The organism is Pseudomonas sp. FP603, assembly GCF_030687415.1.
GTDB classification, from domain to species: Bacteria; Pseudomonadota; Gammaproteobacteria; order Pseudomonadales; family Pseudomonadaceae; genus Aquipseudomonas; species Aquipseudomonas wuhanensis.
Map to the genome: position 1 here is coordinate 127,352 of NZ_CP117431.1, position 21,006 is coordinate 148,357.

Sequence of the window (21,006 nt, forward strand, 5' to 3'; positions counted from 1 at the left end):
CCGCAATGAGCAACGACGATCGTACCCAATTCATGCCGACGCCCGGTGGCCGTGGCGCCGACCCGATCCGCCCGGAGGCTGGCCGCGCCCAGTCCGCGCCACTTTCGATGCCGGCCGCGCCGCTTTTGATCAGCAACGCCGAAGGTCTCAACCCCCTGGAGAGCGCCGCTGGCCCGTTGCTGGCTTTGCTGACCCGCTTGCGCAACACCATTGCCCACCCGGCGCCGGCGAGCCTGCGTGCGCAATTACTGGCCTACCTGCGCCAGTTCGAGGAGCGCGCCGAGGCTGCCGGCGTGGTGCGCAACGATGTGTTGCTGGCTCGTTACGCCTTATGCACCGCCCTGGATGAAGCGGTGTTGAGTACGCCGTGGGGGGGGGCCAGCGACTGGGGCAAACAGAGCCTGCTGATCACCGTGCACAACGAAGCCTGGGGCGGCGAGAAGGTGTTCCAGTTATTGGAACATTGTCTGCAAAGCCCCCGCGAACGTTTGTATTTGCTGGAGCTGTTGTACCTGTGCATGTGCCTGGGTTTCGAAGGGCGTTATCGGGTCATGAACGACGGTCGCAGCCAACTGGAAGCCTTGCGTGAGCGCACCAGTGCGGTCATCCGCAGTGCTCGTGGCGAGTATGAGCGTGAACTGTCGCCCCATTGGCGCGGCGTCACCGTAGCCCGCGACCGGCTGGCGCAATTCATGCCGCCATGGATCGCCGTGGCCATCGGCGTGGCGCTGCTGCTGGCGCTGCTGTTCGGCCTGCGCCTGAAACTGGCCGCCGATGCCGAGCCGGTGTTTAAAAACATCCATGCACTGGGCGAGATCCCGGTGCAGGCCATCGACCGTCCGGTGGTGCAACCGAAACTGATCGAGCGTCCCCGTCTGGCGGGCTTCCTTGCCGATGAAATCAAGGCTGGACGGATCGCGGTGGAAGACGCCGTTGACCGTTCAGTGGTGACCATTCGTGGCGATGAACTGTTCGCCTCGGGCAGCGCCAGCATCATCGACAATTTCCAGCCGCTGATGCTGCGCATCGCCGATGCCGTTCGCAAGGTCAAGGGCCAGGTCCGGGTGACCGGGCACAGTGACAATCGCCCGATTGCCACCTTGCGGTTTCCATCAAATTGGGCCTTGTCCGAGGCGCGGGCCAATTCGGTGCTGCAAATCCTTTCGGCCAAGACCGGCCAGCCCGAACGCTTCAGCGCCGAAGGCCGCAGCGACACCGAACCGCTGGCCTCGAACGCGACAACAGAGGGCCGCGCACGCAACCGTCGGGTCGAAATCACAGTGTTGGCGGAGGGGGTCGAGTGAAGGCGTTTTTCAGTTTTATCATCCGCTGGGTCATTCCGTTGCTGGGGCTGATCGCCCTGAGCCTGATCATCTGGTTTGTCGGGCCGCTGCTCGAATTCCTGGTGCCCGAAGGCCGGCGCTGGACGCTGATCATTCTGGTGTTCGCGGTGTGGATCGCCTATCGGCTGTTTCGCATCTTCCAGGCTCGCCGTCAGGCCGCCGAAGTGATGCGCAGCCTGGCGGCGCAAACTCCGCCGGACCCGACCAGCATCGCCACGGCCGAAGAGCTCGAAACCCTGCGCCAGCGCATGGACGAAGCCTTGGCGCTGTTGAAAAAAGCCAAGTTGGGCGGTGACGAGCGACGTAACCTGTACGAGCTCCCGTGGTACGTGATCATCGGCCCGCCGGGTTCGGGCAAGACCACGGCGCTGGTCAATTCCGGGCTGCATTTTCCGTTGGCGGCGCAGTTGGGCGCCGGGGCGGTCCGTGGCGTTGGTGGCACGCGCAATTGCGATTGGTGGTTTACCGATCAGGCCGTGCTGCTCGACACCGCCGGGCGCTACACCACCCAGGACAGCGACGCGACGGTCGATAAAGCCGCATGGCTGGGTTTTCTCGGCCTGTTGAAAAAACAGCGGGCCCGACGCCCGATCGACGGTGCGTTTATCGCCATCAGCCTCTCCGACCTGCTGCTGGGCAGCGACGCCGAGCGCGCCGCCCATGCCGCCGCGATCCGCCTGCGTATTCAGGAGCTGTACACGCAACTCGGCGTGCGCTTCCCGATCTACCTGATGCTGACCAAGCTCGATCTGGTGCCAGGGTTCATGGAGTATTTCGATACCCTGAGCAAGGAAGAACGGGCCCAGGTCTGGGGTATGACTTTTGCCCTGGACGACGGTAAAAACAATGACAGCCCGCTGGCCCATCTGCAAAGCGAGTTCACCGGCCTGGAACAGCGCCTCAACGATCGTTTGGTGGAGCGTTTGCAACAGGAGCGCGACCCGGCGCGGCGCGATCTGATCTACGGCTTCCCGCAACAGTTCGGCGCGTTGAAGGATTGCCTGCAAAGCTTCCTTGAGGGCGTATTCAAACCCAACGCCTTTGAAGAGCGGGTGTTGTTGCGTGGGGTGTATTTCACCAGCGGCACCCAGGAAGGCAGCCCGATTGACCGGCTGATCGGTTCCATGGCCCAGAGCATGAACCTGGACCGCCAGCATCTGGCGCGCCAGAACGGCACCGGGCGCAGTTACTTCATCGAAAAACTCTTCAGCGCCGTGGCCTTTGCCGAGCGTGGACTGGTGGGGGTCAACCCGAAAGTCGAACGTCGGCGCAAGTGGATCGCCCGGGGCGTGCTGGCCTCGACCGTGGCCCTGGTGCTGGTGGTCGGGACCTTGTGGTGGATCAGCTACCGCGCCAATCAGACGTATATCGCGCAAGTCGATCAGAAAGTCGCGCCCCTGGGCCAGGCCGTGCAGAGCCTCAGCCCGGCACAGCGGGACGTGCTCGCGGTATTGCCCTTGCTCAACGCGGTGAAGCACTTGGCTGACGACGCGCCGAGCTGGGCCGAAGGCCTGGGCCTGTATCAGGGCGACATGCTTGAAGCCGAGTCCGGCAGCGTTTATCGCAAGCTGTTGATCGCGGTCTTCGCGCCACGCTTGCTCACGCGCATCGAAGAGCAACTGCACGGCGGCGGCAATTCGGACTTCCTTTACGAAGGCTTGAAGGCCTACCTGATGCTCGCCGACAGCGAGCATTACGATGCCAACTTCATCAAGGCGTGGATCGCCCTGGACTGGGATCGCAGCCTGCCGCGCGACTTGCCGGCCGAGCAGCGTCTGGCCCTGGAAGAGCACTTGCAGGCACTGTTCGAGCGCCATCCGCCCACCGCACGTCTGGACCCGCGCCTGATCGACGACCTGCGCCGGCAGTTGCAACAGCTGCCGGTGGCCCAGCGCGTCTATGACCGGATCAAGCGGCAGAAACTGCCGGACGGCATTCCGGACTTTCGTCTCAACGAAGCGGCCGGGCGTGATGCCGCGCTGGTGTTCAGCCGCAAGAGCGGCAAGCCGCTGGGCGAACCCTTGAGTGGCTTCTTCACGGCCAAGGGTTACCGCCAAGGGTTTTTGCTCACCAGCCTGAACCAGACCGGCACCCTGGCCGAGGAGCAGTGGGTACTCGGTCACGATCAGGCAGAACAACAGAATGTCGCCAGCCTGGCCGCCGACGTGCGCCGCCTGTATTTCCAGGATTACCAGCGCCAGTGGGACGCCTTGCTGGCGGATATCGACTTCGTGCCGATCACCAGCGTGGCTCAGGCTGCCGATGTGTTGCGGGTGATTTCCGGCCCGACCTCGCCGTTGAAAAAACTGCTGGTGGCGGTGGCAAAGGAAACCGACCTGCAACAGGAAGAGCGCCTGCTGGCCGCCAAGGGCGCGCCGGTGGAGGGCGGGGTCGACAAGCTCAAGGAGCGCTTGGGCACCTTGCTCGGCCAGGAGCAGGCGATGCAAAACACGGCTGAGGCCAGTGACGATCCCATCACCGCGCATTTTGCCGAACTCAACCGCATCGTCAGCAAAAACGAAGGCGAGCCTGCGGCCATCGACGGCCTGCTGGCCGACATGAACGCCCTGTATGTGCAGGTCAGCGCCATGGTCGGCGCCAGCGGCGACGCCTTGCTCGGTGAAGCCAAGAACCAGGCCGCAGCGGCCGCGACACGGGTCAGCCTCAACGCCGAACGTCAGCCGCCGCTGGTGCAGGGCCTGGTCAAATCGGTGGTCAACTCCACCACCAACAGCATGATGGGCGGGGTACGCAATCAACTGAACGCCGCCTGGACCAGCGAAGTGGTGAACATCTATCGCCAGTCCCTGGCCGGGCGTTATCCGATGTCGCCGGGCAGTGCGCGGGACGCGACCCTGGACGATTTCGGCCAGTTCTTCGGCGTGGGCGGAGTGATGGACAACTACTTCCGCAAATACCTGCAGCCGTACGTGGATACCTCGACCCAGGCCTGGCGCTGGCAACCGGGCGCCGCACAGAAGCTCGGCATCGCCCCGGGGGTGCTGCAAACCTTCCAGCGGGCAGCGACCATCCGGGATGCGTTTTTCCGTTCCGGCGGCACCCAGCCGATGGTGCGCTTCGAACTCAAGCCCGTGGCAATGGATGCCACCATCACCCAGTTTTTACTCGACCTCGATGGCCAGCAATTGAGCTACGACCATGGCCCGAGCCGTCCGACCGCCATGCAATGGCCAAATCCCGGCAGCATCGGCGTGGTGCGAATCTCGATCATGCCGCCCTCGGCCAGCGGTCGTTCGGGCATCACCCTGGACGGGCCCTGGGCCTGGTTCCGCCTGCTCGAGCAATCGGACCTGACCGCCGGCAACTCGCCGGATCGCTTCAACCTGCGGCTGCGGGTCGACGGCGCCAGCGCCTCCTATGAGCTGCGGGCCAACAGCGCCTTCAACCCGTTCAAGAGCCGTGTGCTCAGCGGTTTCAGCCTGCCGGAGCGTTTATGAGCACGCCGGGCTTCTATGGAAAGCTGGCCAGCCGCGGGGACTTTGTCAGCCGTGGCTTGTCGCAGAGTTTTATCGGCCCCTGGGATTCGTGGCTGGCGGCGGGCCTGCTCGCCAGCCAGAGCCTCGGCGACCGTTGGCTCAATGCCTATCTGGTCAGTCCGCTGTGGCGCTTTATGGTCGCGCCCGGTGTGTGTGGGCCGCAGGCCGCCGTCGGGGTGGTGATGCCAAGTGTCGATCGGGTGGGCCGGTATTTTCCGCTGACCGTCGCGGTGCTGCTGGATCACGAAGCCGACCCGGCGTCGGTGGTGGGCGGTTCGGACGCCTGGTTTGAACAGGTCGAGCAATTGATGTTGAGCACCTTGAGCGTGGAGGCGAGCTTCGAAGCCTTCGGTGCAGAGCTGGAGACGCTGGGCAGCCCGGCGTACCCTGCCACGCGCGCCAAGCAGCCGTTTTGCCGGCCTGAACCGCTTTGATGCCACCGACCCGAAGGCGCGGATGACCGCGCTTGCCGAACTGGCCTGCGAAGGCGCAAGCCTGTGGTGGGGCCAGGGTTCGGAGCGTATCGCCCCCGGTTTATTGCGGTGCCAGGGTCTGCCGGCCGCCGCCGATTTTGCGCAATTTTTGCTCGGCCAAGAAGGTGTTGTGTAGATGTGTCCACGCGTTGGAAAGACGTTCAAGTCTGCAAGCAAGAGCCATGTCGGCATGGTCCGCCAGGTTAACGAAGATGCTTGCCTGGACCGGCCGGAAAATGGCCTGTTGGGTGGTCGCCGATGGCATGGGCGGGCACGCGGCGGGCGACTACGTCAGCAGTCTGATTGTCGACAGTCTGCGTAGCATTGCCGTGGGCCGTTCGCTGGATGAATACGTCGCGGCGCTGAAAACCGACCTGCTGCGGGTCAACGCCGCCGTGCGTGAAGAAACCGCCAACCGCGGCGTGACCATGATGGGCAGCACGGTGGTGGTGCTGGCGGCGCGTGACTTGCGCGGGGTGTGCCTGTGGGCGGGTGACAGCCGCTTGTATCGCCTGCGTGACGGCCTGCTCGAAAGCATCTCGCGGGATCACAGTTACGTTCAGGATCTGCAGGACAGCGGCCTGCTCAGCGAAGCCGAAGCCCGGGTGCATCCACGGTCCAATATTGTCACCCGCGCCATCGGGGTCCAGTCACAGCTGGAACTGGCGATGGTCGAGCTGCTGTTGAAGCCCGGCGACAGTTACCTGTTGTGCAGTGACGGGCTGAACAAGACCGTTGAAGACCATGAGATCCGCGATGTGCTGGGCCACGACGAACCTGGGGAAATCGCCAGCAGCCTGGTGTCCCTGGGGTTGATGCGCGGCGCTCCGGACAACATCACCGTCATCGTCGTGAAGGTGCCGTCATGAATTCCACCCTGAGCATTCTGATCCCCGGCTATGACATCGACGGCGAGATCGGCGAAGGCGCCATGGCCAGCGTTTACCTGGCGACCCAGCGCTCGCTGGAGCGCAAGGTGGCGCTGAAGGTCATGGCCGCGGCGCTGGCGGCCGACCCGAGTTTCTGCGAGCGCTTCCTGCGCGAAGGTAAAACCCTGGCGCGCCTGTCTCACCCGCATACGGTCACCATCCATGACATTGGCCATGTCGGTGAGCTGTATTACATGGCCATGGAATTTCTGCCCAACGGCACGCTCAAGGAGCGCATCGCCGCGGGCCTGACGCCGGAACAGGGCCTGATCTATATCCGCCAGATCGCCTCGGCCCTGGGCTACGCCCATGGGTTGGGGCTGGTTCATCGCGACGTCAAACCGGCGAACATTCTGTTCCGTGCCGATGGCACGGCGGTGCTCTCGGACTTCGGCATCGCCAAGTCCATGGACGACCGCACCCAGTTCACCCAGGCCGGTTTCGCCGTCGGTACTCCCAGCTACATGAGCCCGGAACAGGCGCGCGGCCAGGATATTGATGGTCGGGCCGATCTGTATGCCCTGGGCGTGGTGCTCTACGAAATCCTCGTTGGCAAACTGCCGTATACCGGCAACGACGCACTCTCCACGGCCCTGGCGCATTTGACCGAACCGTTGCCGGAGCTGCCGGTGCACCACGGTCGTTATCAAGAGGTGCTGCGCAAGCTGTTGGCCAAGGATCCGGTCGAGCGTTTCCCGGACGCCAAGGCGCTGTTGCAGGCGCTGGATAATCTGCCTCGGGAGTCGGTTGACGCGACCACGATCCGGCCATTGCCAATTCCGGTATCGCCGATTGCGGTGAGCAATGACCTGGCGGGACTGACGCCGGTGTCCATCGATATACCGACCGGCCCCGCGCAGCCACAACCGCGACCCAATCCTGTTGCGCCGACGGTGAAGCCGACGCCGCAATCCCCAGCCTCGGAGCAGCGCAAGGGGCCGATGTTCGCGCTTGCCGCCGTCGCGGTAGCCGTGGTGCTGGCCTTGGGCGGCGCGGGTTATTGGTGGCTGTCGGGTGACGTCGAAGCGGACGCCAAGACGCCAGTGGTTTCAGTGCCTCCGGTCAAAACACCGCCGCCAACCGTGGCGCCACCGGTGAACCCCCCTGTGGCGACAGAAGTCGATAATGGTCAGCGTCCACTGCTGATGGCCGGCAAAAAAACCTTGTTCCAGCGAGTACTCAGCAAGCCGGGGGCGAAATTCGCCAGCGACCCTGGGGGCACACCCGACAAGGCCTTGCCGGCGTTTTCCGTGCTTTACGTCTATCAGCGAAAAGAGGTTGATGGCAGCCCTTGGCTGCGCGTCGGCGCCGCCACCGACGGGCGCAGTGACGGCTGGTTGCCGGCCGCGCAAGTCAGCGACTGGAAGCAAAGCCTGGTACTTAAATTCACCGAACGCTCCGGCCGTGCGCCGGTGATGTTCCTGCGTCAGCCCGGTGATGTGGAGAAGCTGCTGGCAGATCCGTCGACGGCAAAAAACCAGCTGCTCAAGGCCCAGCAGAATCGCGAAGACAACCAGCAGGTACTGGCTCTGGAACCGGCCGCCAGTGCAGTGCCGCAGAATCAGTTTTACCTGTTGCCGATTTTCGATTCGCGCGAGAGCTTCGATGAGAACGGTCAGTCGGTGCAGTTGCTGAACGTGGCGTCCATCGACCCCGGTGATGCTCCGAAGGCCGCTGCCAGCAACACGCCAATCACTACCGCTAGCGCCGACGCGTTCCGCACCGCCGTGGTGTTGGTCGTTGACACCACCGTGTCCATGCAACCCTACATCGATCAGGTCCGCGACGTCGTACACGAACTGCAAACCCGCATCGCCGAGCGCGGCGAGATGGACAGTGTCAGCTTCGGCCTGGTGGGGTTTCGCAGCAGCACCCAGAAAACCCCGGGCCTGGAATACGTCGCCAAAACCCTGATCACCCTCGAACAAGGACGCGATCCACAGCGCTTCATGGACCTAGCGCGGCAGGTCAAGGCGTCCACGGTTTCCAGCCATTCGTTCAACGAGGATGCGTTTGCCGGTGTGATGGAAGCGGTCGAGGGCATGGACTGGTCCGGCTATGGCGGGCGCGTGATCCTGTTAGTCACCGATGCCGGTGCCTTGCGCAAGAACGACCCATATGCCGCCACGCAAATGAACGAAGCCGAAGTGCGCCAAGCCGCGCTGGGCAAGCAGATCAAGATTTACGCCTTGCACCTGCTCAGCGATGCCGGCAAGAAAACCCATGGCGGTGCGCAAAGCCAGTATCGCACCCTCACCGCCGACGCCAACCCGCAGATCGGCGACCTGTACATTCCGGTGCCGGGCGCCGATGTGCGCAAGTTCGGTGAGCGGGTGGACGAGATCGGTTCGGTGTTTGCCGACCTGGTGCATCAGGTGCGTGGCAACAAGCCGCAAACCGTGCCGCTGCTGAGCGCCGCGCCGAGCCTGAGCGATAAATCGGCAGCCGTCGGCTACGCGATGCACATGGATTTCCTGGGGCGTAAAGCCGCCAGCCAGGCGCCGCAACTGGTCAGCGCCTGGACCGCCGACCGCGACCTGACCAACCCGGCACTGCCGGCGTTTCAGGTCTGCGTGATGCTGACCAAGTTGCAGCTCAACGACTTGCAGCAATCGCTGAAACTGATCGTCGATGCGGCTCGCAAGACACAGACCTCACCGAAGAATTTCTTCCAGGAAATCGCCAGCGCCAGTGCCTACATGAGCCGCGATCCCTCGGCCTTGCGCAAGGGCGGCAACCTGGCCGATGGCGGGGTTCTGGGTGAGTACCTGGAAGGGCTGCCCTACCGCAGCAAGTCGCTGAACATGACCCAGGATTTGTGGCTTTCGTTGAGCGTGGCCGAGCAGGAGGACTTTATCGACGAGCTGGATTCGAAGATCCGCCTCTACGAAACCTTCCACAACGACCTGGCCAACTGGGTGCGTTTCGGCGATGCCGAACCGGGTGATGCCTTGTACCGCGTTCCATTGTCGACGCTGCCGTGATGCTGAACATGAACGCAGTGCACAAAAACCGGGGCGTCGGCAGCCAGCGCTACAGCCTGGTGATTCCACGGTTGCAACTGCGTGCCGGTGAACAACTGGCGGTGGTCGGTCCCAGTGGCTGCGGCAAAAGCACGTTGCTCGATTTGCTGGCGCTGGTGCTGGCGCCGGATCAGGCCGGGCAGTTTGATTTTGCGCCCGGCCAAACCAGGACGGACATTAGCGGGCTGTGGCGCGCTGATGCGCAAAGTGCCTTGGCGGACCTGCGCCGCCGGCACTTGGGCTACGTGCTGCAAACCGGTGGCCTGCTGGATTTTCTGGACGTGCGCGGCAATATCGACTTGTCGCGCCAACTGCTTGGTTTGAAGGACGACGGCAGCGTGGATCGCCTGGCCGGGGCGTTGGATATCGCCGATCAATTGGGCAAAAAGCCGGGTGATTTGTCCGTCGGCCAACGACAGCGGGTGAGTTGCGCCCGCGCCCTGGCCCATGGGCCGCATCTGCTGCTGGCCGATGAACCGACCGCCGCCCTCGATCCGCTGAACGCGGAACGCGTGATGCAGTTGCTGGTGACCCAGGCCCGCGAACACGGCGTGTGCTGCGTCGTTGCCACACACGATGAGTCACTGGCCCGCGCCAGCGGTTTGCAGGTGCGGCGCATCAGTTGTCATCGCGACGTCGATGGCGGTGTCACCGCCATCCTCGGGGAGGCCTGCTGATGCGCAGCGCGCTGGTGGCTTCCCTGGCCTGGCAGGATTACCGCAACGATGCGTGGCTGTCGGCCTGTTCGGTGCTGGCGCTGGTGGCGGTGGTCGCACCGCTGCTGGTGTTGTTCGGCTTGAAATTCGGCCTGGTCAGCAGTTTGACCGAGCGCCTGGAAAATGACCCGGCCACCCGGGAAATCATTCCTCTGGGTGGCGGCCGGTTCAGTGCTGCGTTTATCGAACAATTGAGCCGGCGCGGCGACGTGGCTTTCGCCTTGCCGCGCACCCGGCAGATTGCCGCGACGGCGGATCTGACCACTGACGCGTCGACGGTGACCGTCGAAATGATCCCCACCGCCGCCAACGACCCCTTGCTCGGCAGTCTATCGGTGCCCCAAGGGTTGGATCAGGTGCTGCTCAGCCAGACCGCCGCCGAAAAGCTCGGGGCCAAGGCCGGTGATTGGCTGGAGGCCAGTTTCGGCCGGCAAGTGGCCGGTCGTGGCGAGGCGCAGCGCACTCGCGTCCAGGTGCTGCACGTTCTGCCGCTGGAAGCCTTCGCCCGGGACGGATTGTTCGCGTCATTGGCGTTACTGGAAGCGGCTGAAGATTATCGGGACGGTCGCGCCGTGCCAGCGTTCGGTTGGCCAGGTGATGCGGTGGGTGTGACGGAGCAGCGGGTGTATCCGGCGTTTCGTCTGTACGCCCGCAGCCTCAAGGATGTCGAGCCGCTGCGTCAGTACTTCGCTGCACAGAATCTGCTGGTCTCGACCCAGGCCCAAACCATCGCCCAGGTGCAATCGCTGAGCCGCAACCTGTCGATCGTGTTCTGGATCATCGCCGGATTGGCCCTGGCGGGAGCGTTCGCGGCGATTTTTGCCGGCGCGCTGGCGGCAGTCGAGCGCAAGCGCCGAGAGTTGTCGGTGTTGCGCCTGCTGGGGTTTTCCACGGCAGCGTTGCTTTTGTTTGTGGTGGTGCAGGCGCTGTACAGCGCCGGCCTTGCCGCCCTGTTGAGTGCCGGGCTGTATGGCCTGGCGCAATCGGGCCTGAACCATTTATTTGCGCAGATGCCGGGCGAGTACGCCAGCCATCTGCTGGCGCGTCACTACGCGTTGGCCCTGGCGGCCGTGCTCGGCGTCAGCGCCGTGGCGGCAGTCTGTGGTGGCTGGCGAGTGGCGCGTATCCAGGCGTGTGAAGGAATCCGAGATGTATAAGTTACTGGGCGCCGCCGTGGCGCTGAGCCTGGCCAGCATGGTCTGGGCTGATGAAAGCACCGACAAACTGGACAACCCCAAGCCGTTGCCCGATGACGTCAGCCTGCCGCTGCCGTGCGAAGGGCAGATGGTGTTCCGTTACGTCTACATCCTGGCGCAGGGCACTCTGGACGATCGCGAGATCAGCCTTGGCTATCCATTCAGCGAGGGCGAGGCCGGTTATCAGCAGTCGTTCATCTCCGGTTACCGCCGGGACTTTATCAACGGCCAGTTCACCCTCAAGGATCTGCCCAAGGATTGGGGCAAGACCCTCACGCCGTTGATGCCCAAGACTGACAACAAGACCCCGCTCAAACCGATGCTCTATTTCATCGGCAAATACGAAGTCACCGCCCGCCAATACGCCCAGGTCATGGCCCAGGCGCAATCGTTGGCCAGCGGCGAGCCGGCACCGGCCTGCGAGGCATTGCAAGCCGAGGCGCCGCAAGGCATGGCCGGGCGTTTGCCCAAGGTGAAATTGTCGCGATTCGAGGCCGAACGCTTCTCGGCGGTGTATAGCGCCTGGCTGATGAAAAACCACAAGGACCTGCTACCGGTGAGCGGTCGTGGCACCTCGGCGGAAGAGGGCGGGCTGGGTTTTGTGCGCTTGCCGACCGAGGTCGAATGGGAATTTGCTGCCCGTGGCGGGCAGGCCATTAGCCGTCAGGACCTGGAAGGGCGCCTGTTTCCCCGGCGCCTGGAAGGCAGCGAAAGCGACGGGCCACTGGCGGACTGGGCGGTCTTCAACCAAGTCGCCGGCGGCACTGGCCAAGCTGCGCGGCTGATGCCGATCGGTACCAAACTGCCAAACCCCATCGGCCTGTTCGACGTGATCGGCAACGCCGCCGAGATGGTCCAGGAGTCCTTCCAGCTCGTGCATGCCGGACGCCGCCAAGGCACCTACGGCGGCTTCGTGGTCAAGGGCGGCAACTACCTTGAAGGCGAGGGCACCTTATTCACCGGGATGCGTCGCGAGTACCCGCTGTTCGCCGCCGACGGCACCGAGCAAAACAACGAAACCACCGGGTTCCGGGTCGCAATTGGCGCGTTGTCGGCGCCACGTTCGCGCTACAAGGAACTGTTTGCCCAATGGCAGAAAGAAGGCCGGCTGGCTTCGCTGACCGATGCCATCGACGACGCCCAGGACCCGACCAAACGCCTGGACAGCATCATTGCTGCCAGCGTCGATCCGCGCCTGCAAGCCGAGTTGGGGCTGGTCAACGAAGAGCTCAAGCGCAACGTCTCGCTCATCGCCCAGCAGCGCGAGGAAGCGGCCGGCAACCTGATCCAGTCGGCGGCCCTGGTGGCCGAGACCGTCAACAACTACAACATTCGCCTGACCAATTTGCAGAAGAGTCGCCAGCAGGCCCTGGACGCCAAGGACGAGGCCAGCGCCAAGCTGTTCGCTACCGCCATCGACAATGGCCGCAGCGCGCTGGACGGCGCGGTGGCGATCTACATCGACAACCTGGCAACCGGCACGCGCTACACCGATGCCGTGATCCAGGCGCAGTTTCAACGCATCAAGGAAGAGTTGGAGCGCAAGCCGGTACTGGGCAAGAGCCTGGTAACGCGCGCAACGTTATTCGTTCGCCATGTCGGTGATTATCGTCAGCAACGACGAGCCGACCCGGCGGCGATATTGAAGGAATTGCTCGCATCGAACGCCCAGCGGTCTTGATCGTTCGTTGTACAGCGAGCTTGGAAGGGACTCAGGCGGCGGTGGGCCGTGCTGAGCTGGTCAAACTTAAAAGAGAACACAACTATGCTTTCCTCCCGTAAACCTTTTGCTTCGCTTTCCAAGCGTCACTTGCTGCTGATGGCCGTCGGCTTCAGTACCGTACTGACCGGTTGCGCCACGTCGCCGACCTCCAAGGTCGCCTCGAGCACCAAGGTCGAGTACTACCCAAACTGCTACGAGCCAGTGCAGCACTTGCGTGCCACTGATTCGAACATGACCAAGTCGGTCGTCACCGGCGCGGCCGTCGGCGCTGTCGGCGGTGCACTGCTGGGCGCCTTGGTCGACTCCGAGAACCGTGGCCGCAACGCCGCCATCGGTGCAGCGGGCGGTGCCCTGGCGGGCGGCGCGACCGGCTACTACACCGAGCGCCAGAAGCAGATCGCTGATGATAACCAGCGCATCGCTTCCTACGCCTCCGACGTCAACAAAAGTGCCGCCGACATCGACCGCAGCACCGCGTACGCCAAGACGTCGCAGCAGTGCTACCAGAACGCGTTCACCAAACTGGTCGCCGACCGCAAGGCCAAGACCGTCAATGACACCGAAGGCCGCAAGCGCCTGGCAGAAATCGTCGCGGGCCTCAAAGAGTCCAACGACCTGATCGTCGCGGTTAACGGTAAAGCCAGCGAAGACCTGAACAACTACACTCAGGCCTACGAAAAAGACCTGCAGCAAGTAGGTGTGCAGCGCACCGACGTGGTCACCGTTGCAACCGCCGACACCACGCCCGTCGTGGCGCCGACCAAGAGCAAAAAAGCGGTGAAACCGGCGAAAAAACCGGTGCTGCCAACCGTGCCGAAAGAAGCGGTCACCACTGAAAAAACCCTGCAGACCGCACAAGCCAAACAGGCGGAAAGCAAGCAAGTGGCTAGCGCAGGCACCACTCAGGTCAACAGCATGTGCAAGAACCCGGACCTGGGCGACTGGGCACCGGTGCCTTGCCCGAATGTTTGATTGAGTTTTTTGTAGGGCTTTGATCATTCCCACGCGCTGCGTGGGAGTGATCTGTACTGGCTACGCCTTGGCGCTATGCGCCGCCATCGTATTTGCTCTCCTTGATTTGCGACACCGTCAGATTCTGGAAAATCCGATGATCGTGACTGAATTGCAAGTAGTGCAGCACAGGCACCAGGGTCAAGTGATAACGGGTCAGGCGTATTCCAGATTCACTCGCGACCACGTTTTCTATTAGGCCATGAATACCTTCGCCGTTAAGCCCGAATTGGAGAAACTTGGTTGTTCATCCATAGGAAGCTAACACCCTGTGGGCAAACTCTTTCTTGCTTGGCTGAATATCAGCGTGCTGCTCCAAATGCGCGCGCCATGCAGATTCAAGCATGGGGCCATCAAGATCGCCGTCGGTAGCGAGATAGGCGGCGGCATCGTCTTTCACTGCCTGAATGTAGAGTTTGGAGAAACCATCCTTGATGTCGTTCGTTGTCGTAATAAACGGTCCGACCGTTGTGATGAGCAACCCGTATCCAGTGAATGACGAGGGGGTATAAGTAGGCTCAGCCCGAACAGAGTCGCTACCTACGAGTATGATCATGGCCCCACATAAGCTCCCGAAGGCCAGAGTCCATTTTTTATTGCGCCGAGTAGTCATGATCTGGTTGAACTCCCTGTCTGTGGCCGCCCAAAGCGTGAGCGCGCTGCCATAAGCGACGTGCCGCATCGACTCAACATTGAGAGTGCTTGTGTTTAAGTGGCGGCAACGTTGGCACTTTTGTTGATTCGGGCAAGGGCTACACAATCGAATCAATATCTAAATGGAACGGCGTACCCACCGCATGCCCTCCCGTGATTGCTGCAATAGCCGCTTCATTGTCTTCGGGGGGGGATGGCATCATCGCCAGTTGTTCCCGGGCGATATTTTCCAGATGAGCATTCCACCGAAGCAGACTGTCCTGCACCCACTCGGGTTGATCGGCGTAGCTGCCATAAACATCAGCCTCGGTGATCGTCCGCTTGTGCAGCGCGAGCAAGCGGATCTTGGTTTGGCTGATCTGTTCGACTTCTTTTTCTAGATCCCTTATCGCTTGGACATCTCGCTGGGGATTGGCATAAGCACGGGAGAGCTTTTCGATTTTCGCTTTGAGTGCACTTAGTTGTCCTGAGACGTTTGTCAGGGTGTCGCTGACCCATTGGAATTCAGTCAAAGTCACCAGCGAGCGTCTTTTTTCCAGCGTTTCCTGCCAGCGGCGCAGGCTGGCCCAGCATCCGGGAATGTAGCTATCGACCATCGAGTGATGGCCGTTATCTATCACCTGCCGCAGAAATGAGTCGCGCTTGGGCAAGCCATCAATCTGTCGCAGCGCTTCGGCGCAACCATGATCGTTGATCGTGCTGCAACCCGGTTCCCAAAGGATGGAGGAGCTGTGACCTTCGCCGAATACCACCGGCATGAAATGACGTAACTGGCCGTGATGCCCATACGGGTCACCCAGGAAATTAATGATCCCGCCTATAAAAAACGCCAAACCACCGACCGGGTGGAGAGCAAGTGCCGCCCCGTGGGTGGCATACATCGGAACGCGGTTGGACGGCGTGTTCATCCAGGTGGAAGGAACGCTCGGTACGGGGTCGTTGTGGAAGACGATGCGATGGTGGTTCAGCGGTTTTGCAGCTTCGATAAAGGTTGAGTCGGCGGCGCGGGGGGCGCCATAGGTGTAAAGCACGATGTTCGGTTGATACCGTTTATTACGTCGCAGCATCTCAGCCAGTATCAGCGCCACCGCACCACCCAGGCTGTGCCCGGTGATTACCAGCTTTTGCCCGCTGTAGAATTTTTCCATGTAGTCCACGACAAATCTGTAGGCCACTTTGGCAGCTCTATAGAAACCGTTGTGTACCTTTCCATCCCCTTGTTCGAAAGGCACCTGGTAGGCATCCGCATCAAGCCAGGCGTCGGCTAATATCTCACTTGTTCCCCTCACACTTACCAATATCAACTCGTCGTGATGGCAGATGAAGGCTTGGGTGTCGGTCTTGTTTACTTTGTTGCGATCATCGAGGAAGTTCACGTTCGCCGGGTGTTCCTGCGCATCGCCCAATTCCGGATCGTTGACCTCGGGGTACAACTGCGGGTCGAACGGCACCAGTTCCAGACGTTTGGAGTAAGGCACCTCTTCGTACATTGGGTAATACTTTGCAGTCTGGCCGGCATCGACTTGCCATATCTCATCAAATTGCGGCAGGGCATGACCGAACCAGTTGCCGCTGCTGGGCCGCAGTGGAAATGTCACGCTATCCGTTTCGACGGGCTGGGTATTCGGGTCTTGACCAAAGTCGGTGTAACTCAACGTCGACATCAGTGACAGTTGATAGAGGTTGAGTACGCAAAACTCGTTGCCTGTCGACAACATCGGCCGTAGCGCCCTCATCGGCCGCACTTCCAGTACATGATGTTTGTTTGGTAATAAGGCAATGCCTTTTGACTTGGGCGGCGGCGGGGCGAACCCTAGTTCGAACATGCCAATGTCCGCCGGAGTGATGACAGCGCCCATTCCCCCATCCGTGGCATCTTTATTCTGAGGCGTGAATGATCTGGTCTTTGCGGGCTGGCGGAACAGCGTGTGTAACATCGTGTTGGGTGGGGCGTTGCGCGAGGCCAAGGGCGGCAAATGCGCAACGTACTTGACCAGTTCGCTCACTTCGACCTGGTAATAGGCATCGGGATCAGCGAGGTCCTTCGCTGGATTTGCCAGAGTGCGTACGCCTGATTTGTCGAAAAAGCGGGTTTTTTCGGCGCGCACTTGTAGTTCGGTAATGGGGAGTGGGTAATGCTTCCTGCGAACTAATTCGCTGTAATCATCATTAAGTCCTCGATATTCGTCGTTCAGTTTGAGCAACACCGGGCCACAGAAGTGGTTTTCCACTTTGGCAGAGCCGGTGGCGTCGAGTTTTCCGGTGTAAACGGTGTCTTCGTAGTCGGTAACTTCGTAAGTCAAACCGGAGTAGGCCTTGCCATCACCGAACTCGTCGACTAGCTGAAAACTTGTCGAGTGGCCACGCAATGGGCAAGCGTGGATGTTGCCTTTCATAAATGGAATATCGCTCGCAGCCAAAGATTCGACGCTCATGGGTTTTCCTCCTTGTTTTCCGTGCAGCCTGGGTAAATGGTGCAGATCCGTTCGTCCACCATCCTGAAGGTGCTGAAATCCTTGTGATTGCCGTAACAAAACGCATGCTGGTCTTCGAAACCTTTGCCCATGCAGCGCTTCCAGCCGTCAGGCACCTTCACCCATGTGTCACCCATATAAGGCTCCTCCTCATGGGCCAAGGTGATCTTTAGCTTCACGATTTTCCCTGGTAGCTGATCAAGGGTATAAGCCGTGAAGGGACGACTTTTCGCGACGTTTCCCTGCGCATCGGTTTTTTTGCAGTAGAGGATTTTTATGAGGTAACGCTTGGGGCCGACTGTGCGGAAAAACCACTGACACTCGCCTGAAAACTCACCTATGCCAGCAGCGTTGAGCGTGCCTTTATTCCGATCCAATAACTCTGAGCGCACGGCAATTACGGCATAGTCAGAGCTTCTATCACTGAGTTCCGGGCCGAAGATGCCCGTGATTCTGATCTCCACTCGATTCAACGCCACCAGGCAGTCTTCAACTGTTCTGTACAGTTCAATGTCAGAAGTAGTTTCGTATTTCATATCGATTTTGTTGAAGCCCAACTGAGCATTTCTCCCTCCCGCGAGGGTGCACGTTTGCCCTTTGGCTGGCAGGTAGATCGCCTTCAACTCGTACTTGAAATCAGGCGGAAAATCGGGAACAAAGGTGAAGCTGTCCGACTTGCCGAGCGCGGAACAACCCAGTGTCAGGGAGAGGCAACTGCCGAGGGTCATGCTTTGAAAGATCCGCTTCATACAGGCGCATTTCCCTGCCAATAAAGCACCCGCTCAAAATGCGCCGCTGGGTCCTCTTCCGGCTTCGGTTGCCATGTCTTGGGCGGCAGGTAACTCGGCGCCTTCAAGCACTGAGTCAGCAAAAAATGCACCTGCTCCGGTTGCTGCCAGTCCCATAAACGGGCCAATTGAATCAAGCCCCACAACCAGTCATCCACATCGCGCTCTGTGGCAAGGGCAGCCAAGGCTTCGGTGTGCTCACGGATCAGGTAGCGGCGCGTGTTATCGAACTGCACGTTCGCGTAGACAATCTCCGGCGTCGGGGTTTTCAGCCACGCCGGTTCGAGCGGTAGCGGGTGTTCGCCGGGGTCAGGGTTGTCCGTGACTGTCCATTGCTCCGCGTGCCAGTAACAGACGCTGGCGATCGGCCCCAGATAATCGGCGTGCTGCTCAGGTTGCAGATGGCTCAGGGCGCGTCCCAGTACGCGATTATCGTGGAAGCGATACAGCGCCAGATTCGGGCGCTCGCCTACTACCAACCGGTCGCGCCAATGTGTGACTAAGGTATCAAGGTCCGTGAGGGCGGCGCTGGCCATCCAGCCCCAATGACGCTCGGGCGTGGCGAGCAGCGACTGGATGACCGGATGGTTGACGGTTCCGAGTTGAATAAGAACAGGGCCTGCTTGCGCCATTGAATTAGCTGCCGTGCCCACATACAAATTGCGGTATTGATCGGCTCCCAGTTCCTTGGTTAACGCATTGCGCTCGTCGAGATGACCGTCCGAGTCGAGCATCAGATAGAGCTCCCGTCCGGACCGGGATTGATCGAACAGCCATTGTTCAAGCGTACTCATGCGACTTCTCCAATGCTGCATTGGCCAGCGAGACAAGCCTCACAAAGCGGGCAGTAATCCGCCGCCCACTGTCGGGCGCCGGCGACGATAGACAGTGGGCTGGCGATGACGGGATTCGAATTGCTGGGTACAGCCTGAAGCGCCTGTAGCGGCTGAATACCCGCCAGTGGCGCTCCGCCCTCGACAATGGGCACGCTGCTGAAAATCCCGCCGGCATTGATAACGATGTGGTGACCACCCGCCTTGAGCGTCAGGCTCATGCCCGCGTCGATCACCACGTTAGTGGCGGTGACATGCGCCTGTTGCCCGGCCTGAATCACCAGCGACCCCGCGGACGTCGTGCTGCTATTGCCGCTGATAGTGATCAGCTCATCAGCGCCGATCACCGTGCTACGCACGCCTTGGGTGGTGTGGAATTCCTCGCCCTTGATCAGGCTGGTGCTGTTGTTGTCCACTTGCTCGAAGCGGTCGTTGCTGATCAGGCTGTGGCTGTCGTTGAGGATCAGTTGCTCGATGTCGCGTTGGGCGCGCAGGTAGATTCTTTCCTGCCCGACGCGGTCTTCAATCGACAGTTCGTTGTAGCCGCCATTGCGCGGCGAGCTTTGGCTGCGCAGGACAGTTCTGGTCTTGTTCTCGGGCAATTGATGAGCGACGGAAGTGACCTTGTTGGCCACGCAACCGGTGATCAACGGTTGATCCGGATCGCCCTCCTGAAATGTCACCACCACTTCCATGCCGACGCGCGGGATGGTCACTGCCCCAAAACCTTCGCCCGCCAAACTGGATGCAACCCTTAACCAGCAACTGCTTTTCTCGCTGTTGAGCTCTGCCCGATCCCAAGGAAACTCGACGCGAACCCTGCCGTACTCATCGCAATAAATTTCTTCTCCGGGGGGGCCTGTGACGCGCGCGATCTGGCAGACCAGCACAGGTTTTCGGGGAGGCATCGTTGGCCGATAACACACGTCCCAGGGAATCGCGCTGAAGCGGTTGCGGTAGCCCTGGGTAAAACCGTCCTCAGGTTCGGCAGTGCTGGTGATCGACTCTTCAAGCACCTGGGGTTGTTTTCCAGCGTGAGTGACACTGAGCAGCAGCCATAGATCGTTGTACGTTTCGCGTGGGTGTTGCGTCAGGCTGAAGAAATGACCGCTGCGCAGGGTCGACTGGTCGCTTTCGCCTTCGGCCAATTGGTAATCGGTACGGTGCCGTTCCAGCGCCAGCCGAGCGAGCTGTTTACCGCGTTTTTCGCTCTCGAATAACAGCGGGTAGCGATAGTCTTCAAGCTCAGGAGTGAACTCGGCGGTGAAGCAACTTTCCAGCAACAGACTCGGGCGTTTAAGGTCGTAGTGTCGGCGGGTGGTCGTGCTGGGGCGGGTGCTGAAACGCAGGGAAAACTGGCTGACGACCGAATGCTCCGCCACCATGCCGGAGTCTTGCTGATAAGGGGTTTCGCCCAACTTGGGGAAGCAGGTCTGGTCGTCGGTGAACACCAGCAGGTGGCTTTCCCGGGAGTGCTGGTGGTGCCAGGCGATGCCATCCTCGGCGCACAGCCGCTGGACGAACTCGAAATCATTTTCCCCGTATTGAGTGCAGTACTCGCGCTCGTGATTCGTTGCGATGTTGAAGGTGAAAGCATCGGCCTGAATGCCATGCCCCTTGAAGACCTGAGCGATGATTTGCGGCACCGTCAGGTGCTGAAAAATCCGTTGGTTGTGGCTGAACTGCAAGTAGTGCAGCGCGGGCACCAGAGTCAGGTAGTAACGGGTCAGGCGTCTACCAGCTTCACCTATGAGCACATCTTCGATACGGCCATGAATGCCTTCACCATTGAGGCCGAACTGGAGAAACGCTGGCTGGCTGAGCAAGCTTTCCAGATCGAAATCAGCGTATTCGCTAACCAGCTCAATCCGGATCGAATACAAGGTGCTCATGGCTTCAGTGCCTTCAAAGGCCAGCACTTTGAAATCGTTGCGAAGCGTTGGGATCAAAAACGTGAAATGAGCAGCATTGGCCGGGGCGAACATACGCTTATCCTTTTGCTTTTCCGTGGCTCGTCCTTAAGCCGAAAGAGGAGACAAATCGCGCTGCCAAAGCCATGCCCGGCGTGAGCAAACGCAAACTGTCCAGCACGCTAACAAGAGGGCAAAAGAATGAATGTCGGACGCGTCCAGAAAGTACGTCAGAGTTTTCCGCACTTCAGAATGTTGCGTCAGCAATGCGTGAATGGCTTTCGATATTTTTGTAAAAAGTTTGAGACGAACTGAGTACGTATTTGTAGAAAAATGGGTGAAATAAAGAAGTGCCATCATTCTGATGGCGCTTCTTGTTGCTTATTGTCAATTATCGCTACGTCCATGGATGACTGTAACTTTTCGGAAAGCTCCT

General features: G+C 60.6%; 12 protein-coding genes and 3 pseudogenes. 9 read left to right on the plus strand and 6 right to left on the minus strand.

Going from position 1 to position 21,006, the window contains the following annotated elements:
* The first annotated feature begins 5 nt into the window (after nt 1–5).
* From PSH65_RS00560 to tagQ, 9 genes and pseudogenes are all read left to right on the plus strand, one after another.
* Nucleotides 6–1,304: a DotU family type VI secretion system protein gene (locus PSH65_RS00560; RefSeq protein WP_305424471.1), complete on the plus strand. Its 1,299-nt coding sequence runs from the start codon at nt 6–8 to the stop codon at nt 1,302–1,304.
* Nucleotides 1,301–4,801: a type VI secretion system membrane subunit TssM gene (tssM, locus tag PSH65_RS00565; protein WP_305424472.1), complete on the plus strand. Its 3,501-nt coding sequence runs from the start codon at nt 1,301–1,303 to the stop codon at nt 4,799–4,801. Before PSH65_RS00560 ends, tssM begins: the two co-directional genes overlap by 4 nt.
* Nucleotides 4,798–5,449, plus strand: a pseudogene (gene tagF / locus PSH65_RS00570) (type VI secretion system-associated protein TagF). Before tssM ends, tagF begins: the two are co-directional and overlap by 4 nt.
* Nucleotides 5,450–6,182 (plus strand): annotated as a pseudogene (locus PSH65_RS00575) (PP2C family serine/threonine-protein phosphatase).
* The gene (locus PSH65_RS00580) at nt 6,179–9,226 is read left to right on the plus strand and encodes a serine/threonine-protein kinase (RefSeq protein ID WP_305424473.1); all 3,048 of its coding nucleotides are present in this window, start codon (nt 6,179–6,181) and stop codon (nt 9,224–9,226) included. Before PSH65_RS00575 ends, PSH65_RS00580 begins: the two are co-directional and overlap by 4 nt.
* Nucleotides 9,226–9,942, plus strand: a complete 717-nt coding sequence (locus PSH65_RS00585; RefSeq protein WP_305424474.1) for an ABC transporter ATP-binding protein — start codon at nt 9,226–9,228, stop codon at nt 9,940–9,942. Before PSH65_RS00580 ends, PSH65_RS00585 begins: the two co-directional genes overlap by 1 nt.
* The gene (locus PSH65_RS00590; RefSeq protein WP_305424475.1) at nt 9,942–11,138 is read left to right on the plus strand and encodes an ABC transporter permease; all 1,197 of its coding nucleotides are present in this window, start codon (nt 9,942–9,944) and stop codon (nt 11,136–11,138) included. The genes PSH65_RS00585 and PSH65_RS00590 overlap by 1 nt, the downstream gene beginning before the upstream one ends.
* Nucleotides 11,131–12,858: an SUMF1/EgtB/PvdO family nonheme iron enzyme gene (locus tag PSH65_RS00595; protein WP_305424476.1), complete on the plus strand. Its 1,728-nt coding sequence runs from the start codon at nt 11,131–11,133 to the stop codon at nt 12,856–12,858. The genes PSH65_RS00590 and PSH65_RS00595 overlap by 8 nt, the downstream gene beginning before the upstream one ends.
* Nucleotides 12,859–12,942: 84 nt before the next feature.
* Nucleotides 12,943–13,872 (plus strand): type VI secretion system-associated lipoprotein TagQ, encoded by a 930-nt coding sequence (tagQ, locus tag PSH65_RS00600; RefSeq protein WP_305424477.1) that lies wholly within the window; start codon nt 12,943–12,945, stop codon nt 13,870–13,872.
* A 103-nt stretch (nt 13,873–13,975) separates the two neighbouring features.
* Here the strand turns inward: tagQ and PSH65_RS00605 are convergent.
* From PSH65_RS00605 to PSH65_RS00630, 6 genes and pseudogenes are all read right to left on the minus strand, one after another.
* A pseudogene (locus tag PSH65_RS00605) lies at nt 13,976–14,149 on the minus strand (contractile injection system protein, VgrG/Pvc8 family); the annotation flags it as partial.
* Between the two features lie 9 nt (nt 14,150–14,158).
* A complete protein-coding gene (locus PSH65_RS00610) occupies nt 14,159–14,392 on the minus strand; it encodes a DUF2388 domain-containing protein (RefSeq protein ID WP_305424479.1) in 234 nt (77 codons plus the stop codon).
* Nucleotides 14,393–14,663: 271 nt separating this feature from the next.
* Nucleotides 14,664–17,000, minus strand: coding sequence for a lipase family protein (locus PSH65_RS00615; RefSeq protein WP_305424480.1), 2,337 nt, complete (start codon nt 16,998–17,000; stop codon nt 14,664–14,666).
* Nucleotides 16,997–17,788 carry a hypothetical protein gene (locus tag PSH65_RS00620; protein ID WP_305424481.1) on the minus strand — a complete coding sequence of 264 codons (792 nt, stop codon included), beginning with the start codon at nt 17,786–17,788 and terminating at the stop codon, nt 16,997–16,999. The genes PSH65_RS00615 and PSH65_RS00620 overlap by 4 nt, the downstream gene beginning before the upstream one ends.
* Entirely contained in the window at nt 17,785–18,621 is an 837-nt protein-coding gene (locus tag PSH65_RS00625) for a DUF4123 domain-containing protein (RefSeq protein ID WP_305424482.1), read from the minus strand. Before PSH65_RS00625 ends, PSH65_RS00620 begins: the two co-directional genes overlap by 4 nt.
* Nucleotides 18,618–20,645: a type VI secretion system tip protein VgrG gene (locus tag PSH65_RS00630; protein WP_305424483.1), complete on the minus strand. Its 2,028-nt coding sequence runs from the start codon at nt 20,643–20,645 to the stop codon at nt 18,618–18,620. The genes PSH65_RS00625 and PSH65_RS00630 overlap by 4 nt, the downstream gene beginning before the upstream one ends.
* Nucleotides 20,646–21,006: the final 361 nt, after the last annotated feature.

Bases quoted from the DNA above. Each gene is read 5' to 3' on its own strand.
- PSH65_RS00560 (WP_305424471.1), top strand. From the start codon at position 6: ATGAGCAACGACGATCGTACCCAATTCATGCCGACGCCCGGTGGCCGT.
- PSH65_RS00580 (WP_305424473.1), top strand. From the start codon at position 6,179: ATGAATTCCACCCTGAGCATTCTGATCCCCGGCTATGACATCGACGGC.
- PSH65_RS00585 (WP_305424474.1), top strand. From the start codon at position 9,226: ATGCTGAACATGAACGCAGTGCACAAAAACCGGGGCGTCGGCAGCCAG.
- PSH65_RS00590 (WP_305424475.1), top strand. From the start codon at position 9,942: ATGCGCAGCGCGCTGGTGGCTTCCCTGGCCTGGCAGGATTACCGCAAC.
- PSH65_RS00595 (WP_305424476.1), top strand. From the start codon at position 11,131: ATGTATAAGTTACTGGGCGCCGCCGTGGCGCTGAGCCTGGCCAGCATG.
- tagQ (WP_305424477.1), top strand. From the start codon at position 12,943: ATGCTTTCCTCCCGTAAACCTTTTGCTTCGCTTTCCAAGCGTCACTTG.
- PSH65_RS00615 (WP_305424480.1), bottom strand. From the start codon at position 17,000: ATGAGCGTCGAATCTTTGGCTGCGAGCGATATTCCATTTATGAAAGGC.
- PSH65_RS00620 (WP_305424481.1), bottom strand. From the start codon at position 17,788: ATGAAGCGGATCTTTCAAAGCATGACCCTCGGCAGTTGCCTCTCCCTG.
- PSH65_RS00625 (WP_305424482.1), bottom strand. From the start codon at position 18,621: ATGAGTACGCTTGAACAATGGCTGTTCGATCAATCCCGGTCCGGACGG.
- PSH65_RS00630 (WP_305424483.1), bottom strand. From the start codon at position 20,645: ATGTTCGCCCCGGCCAATGCTGCTCATTTCACGTTTTTGATCCCAACG.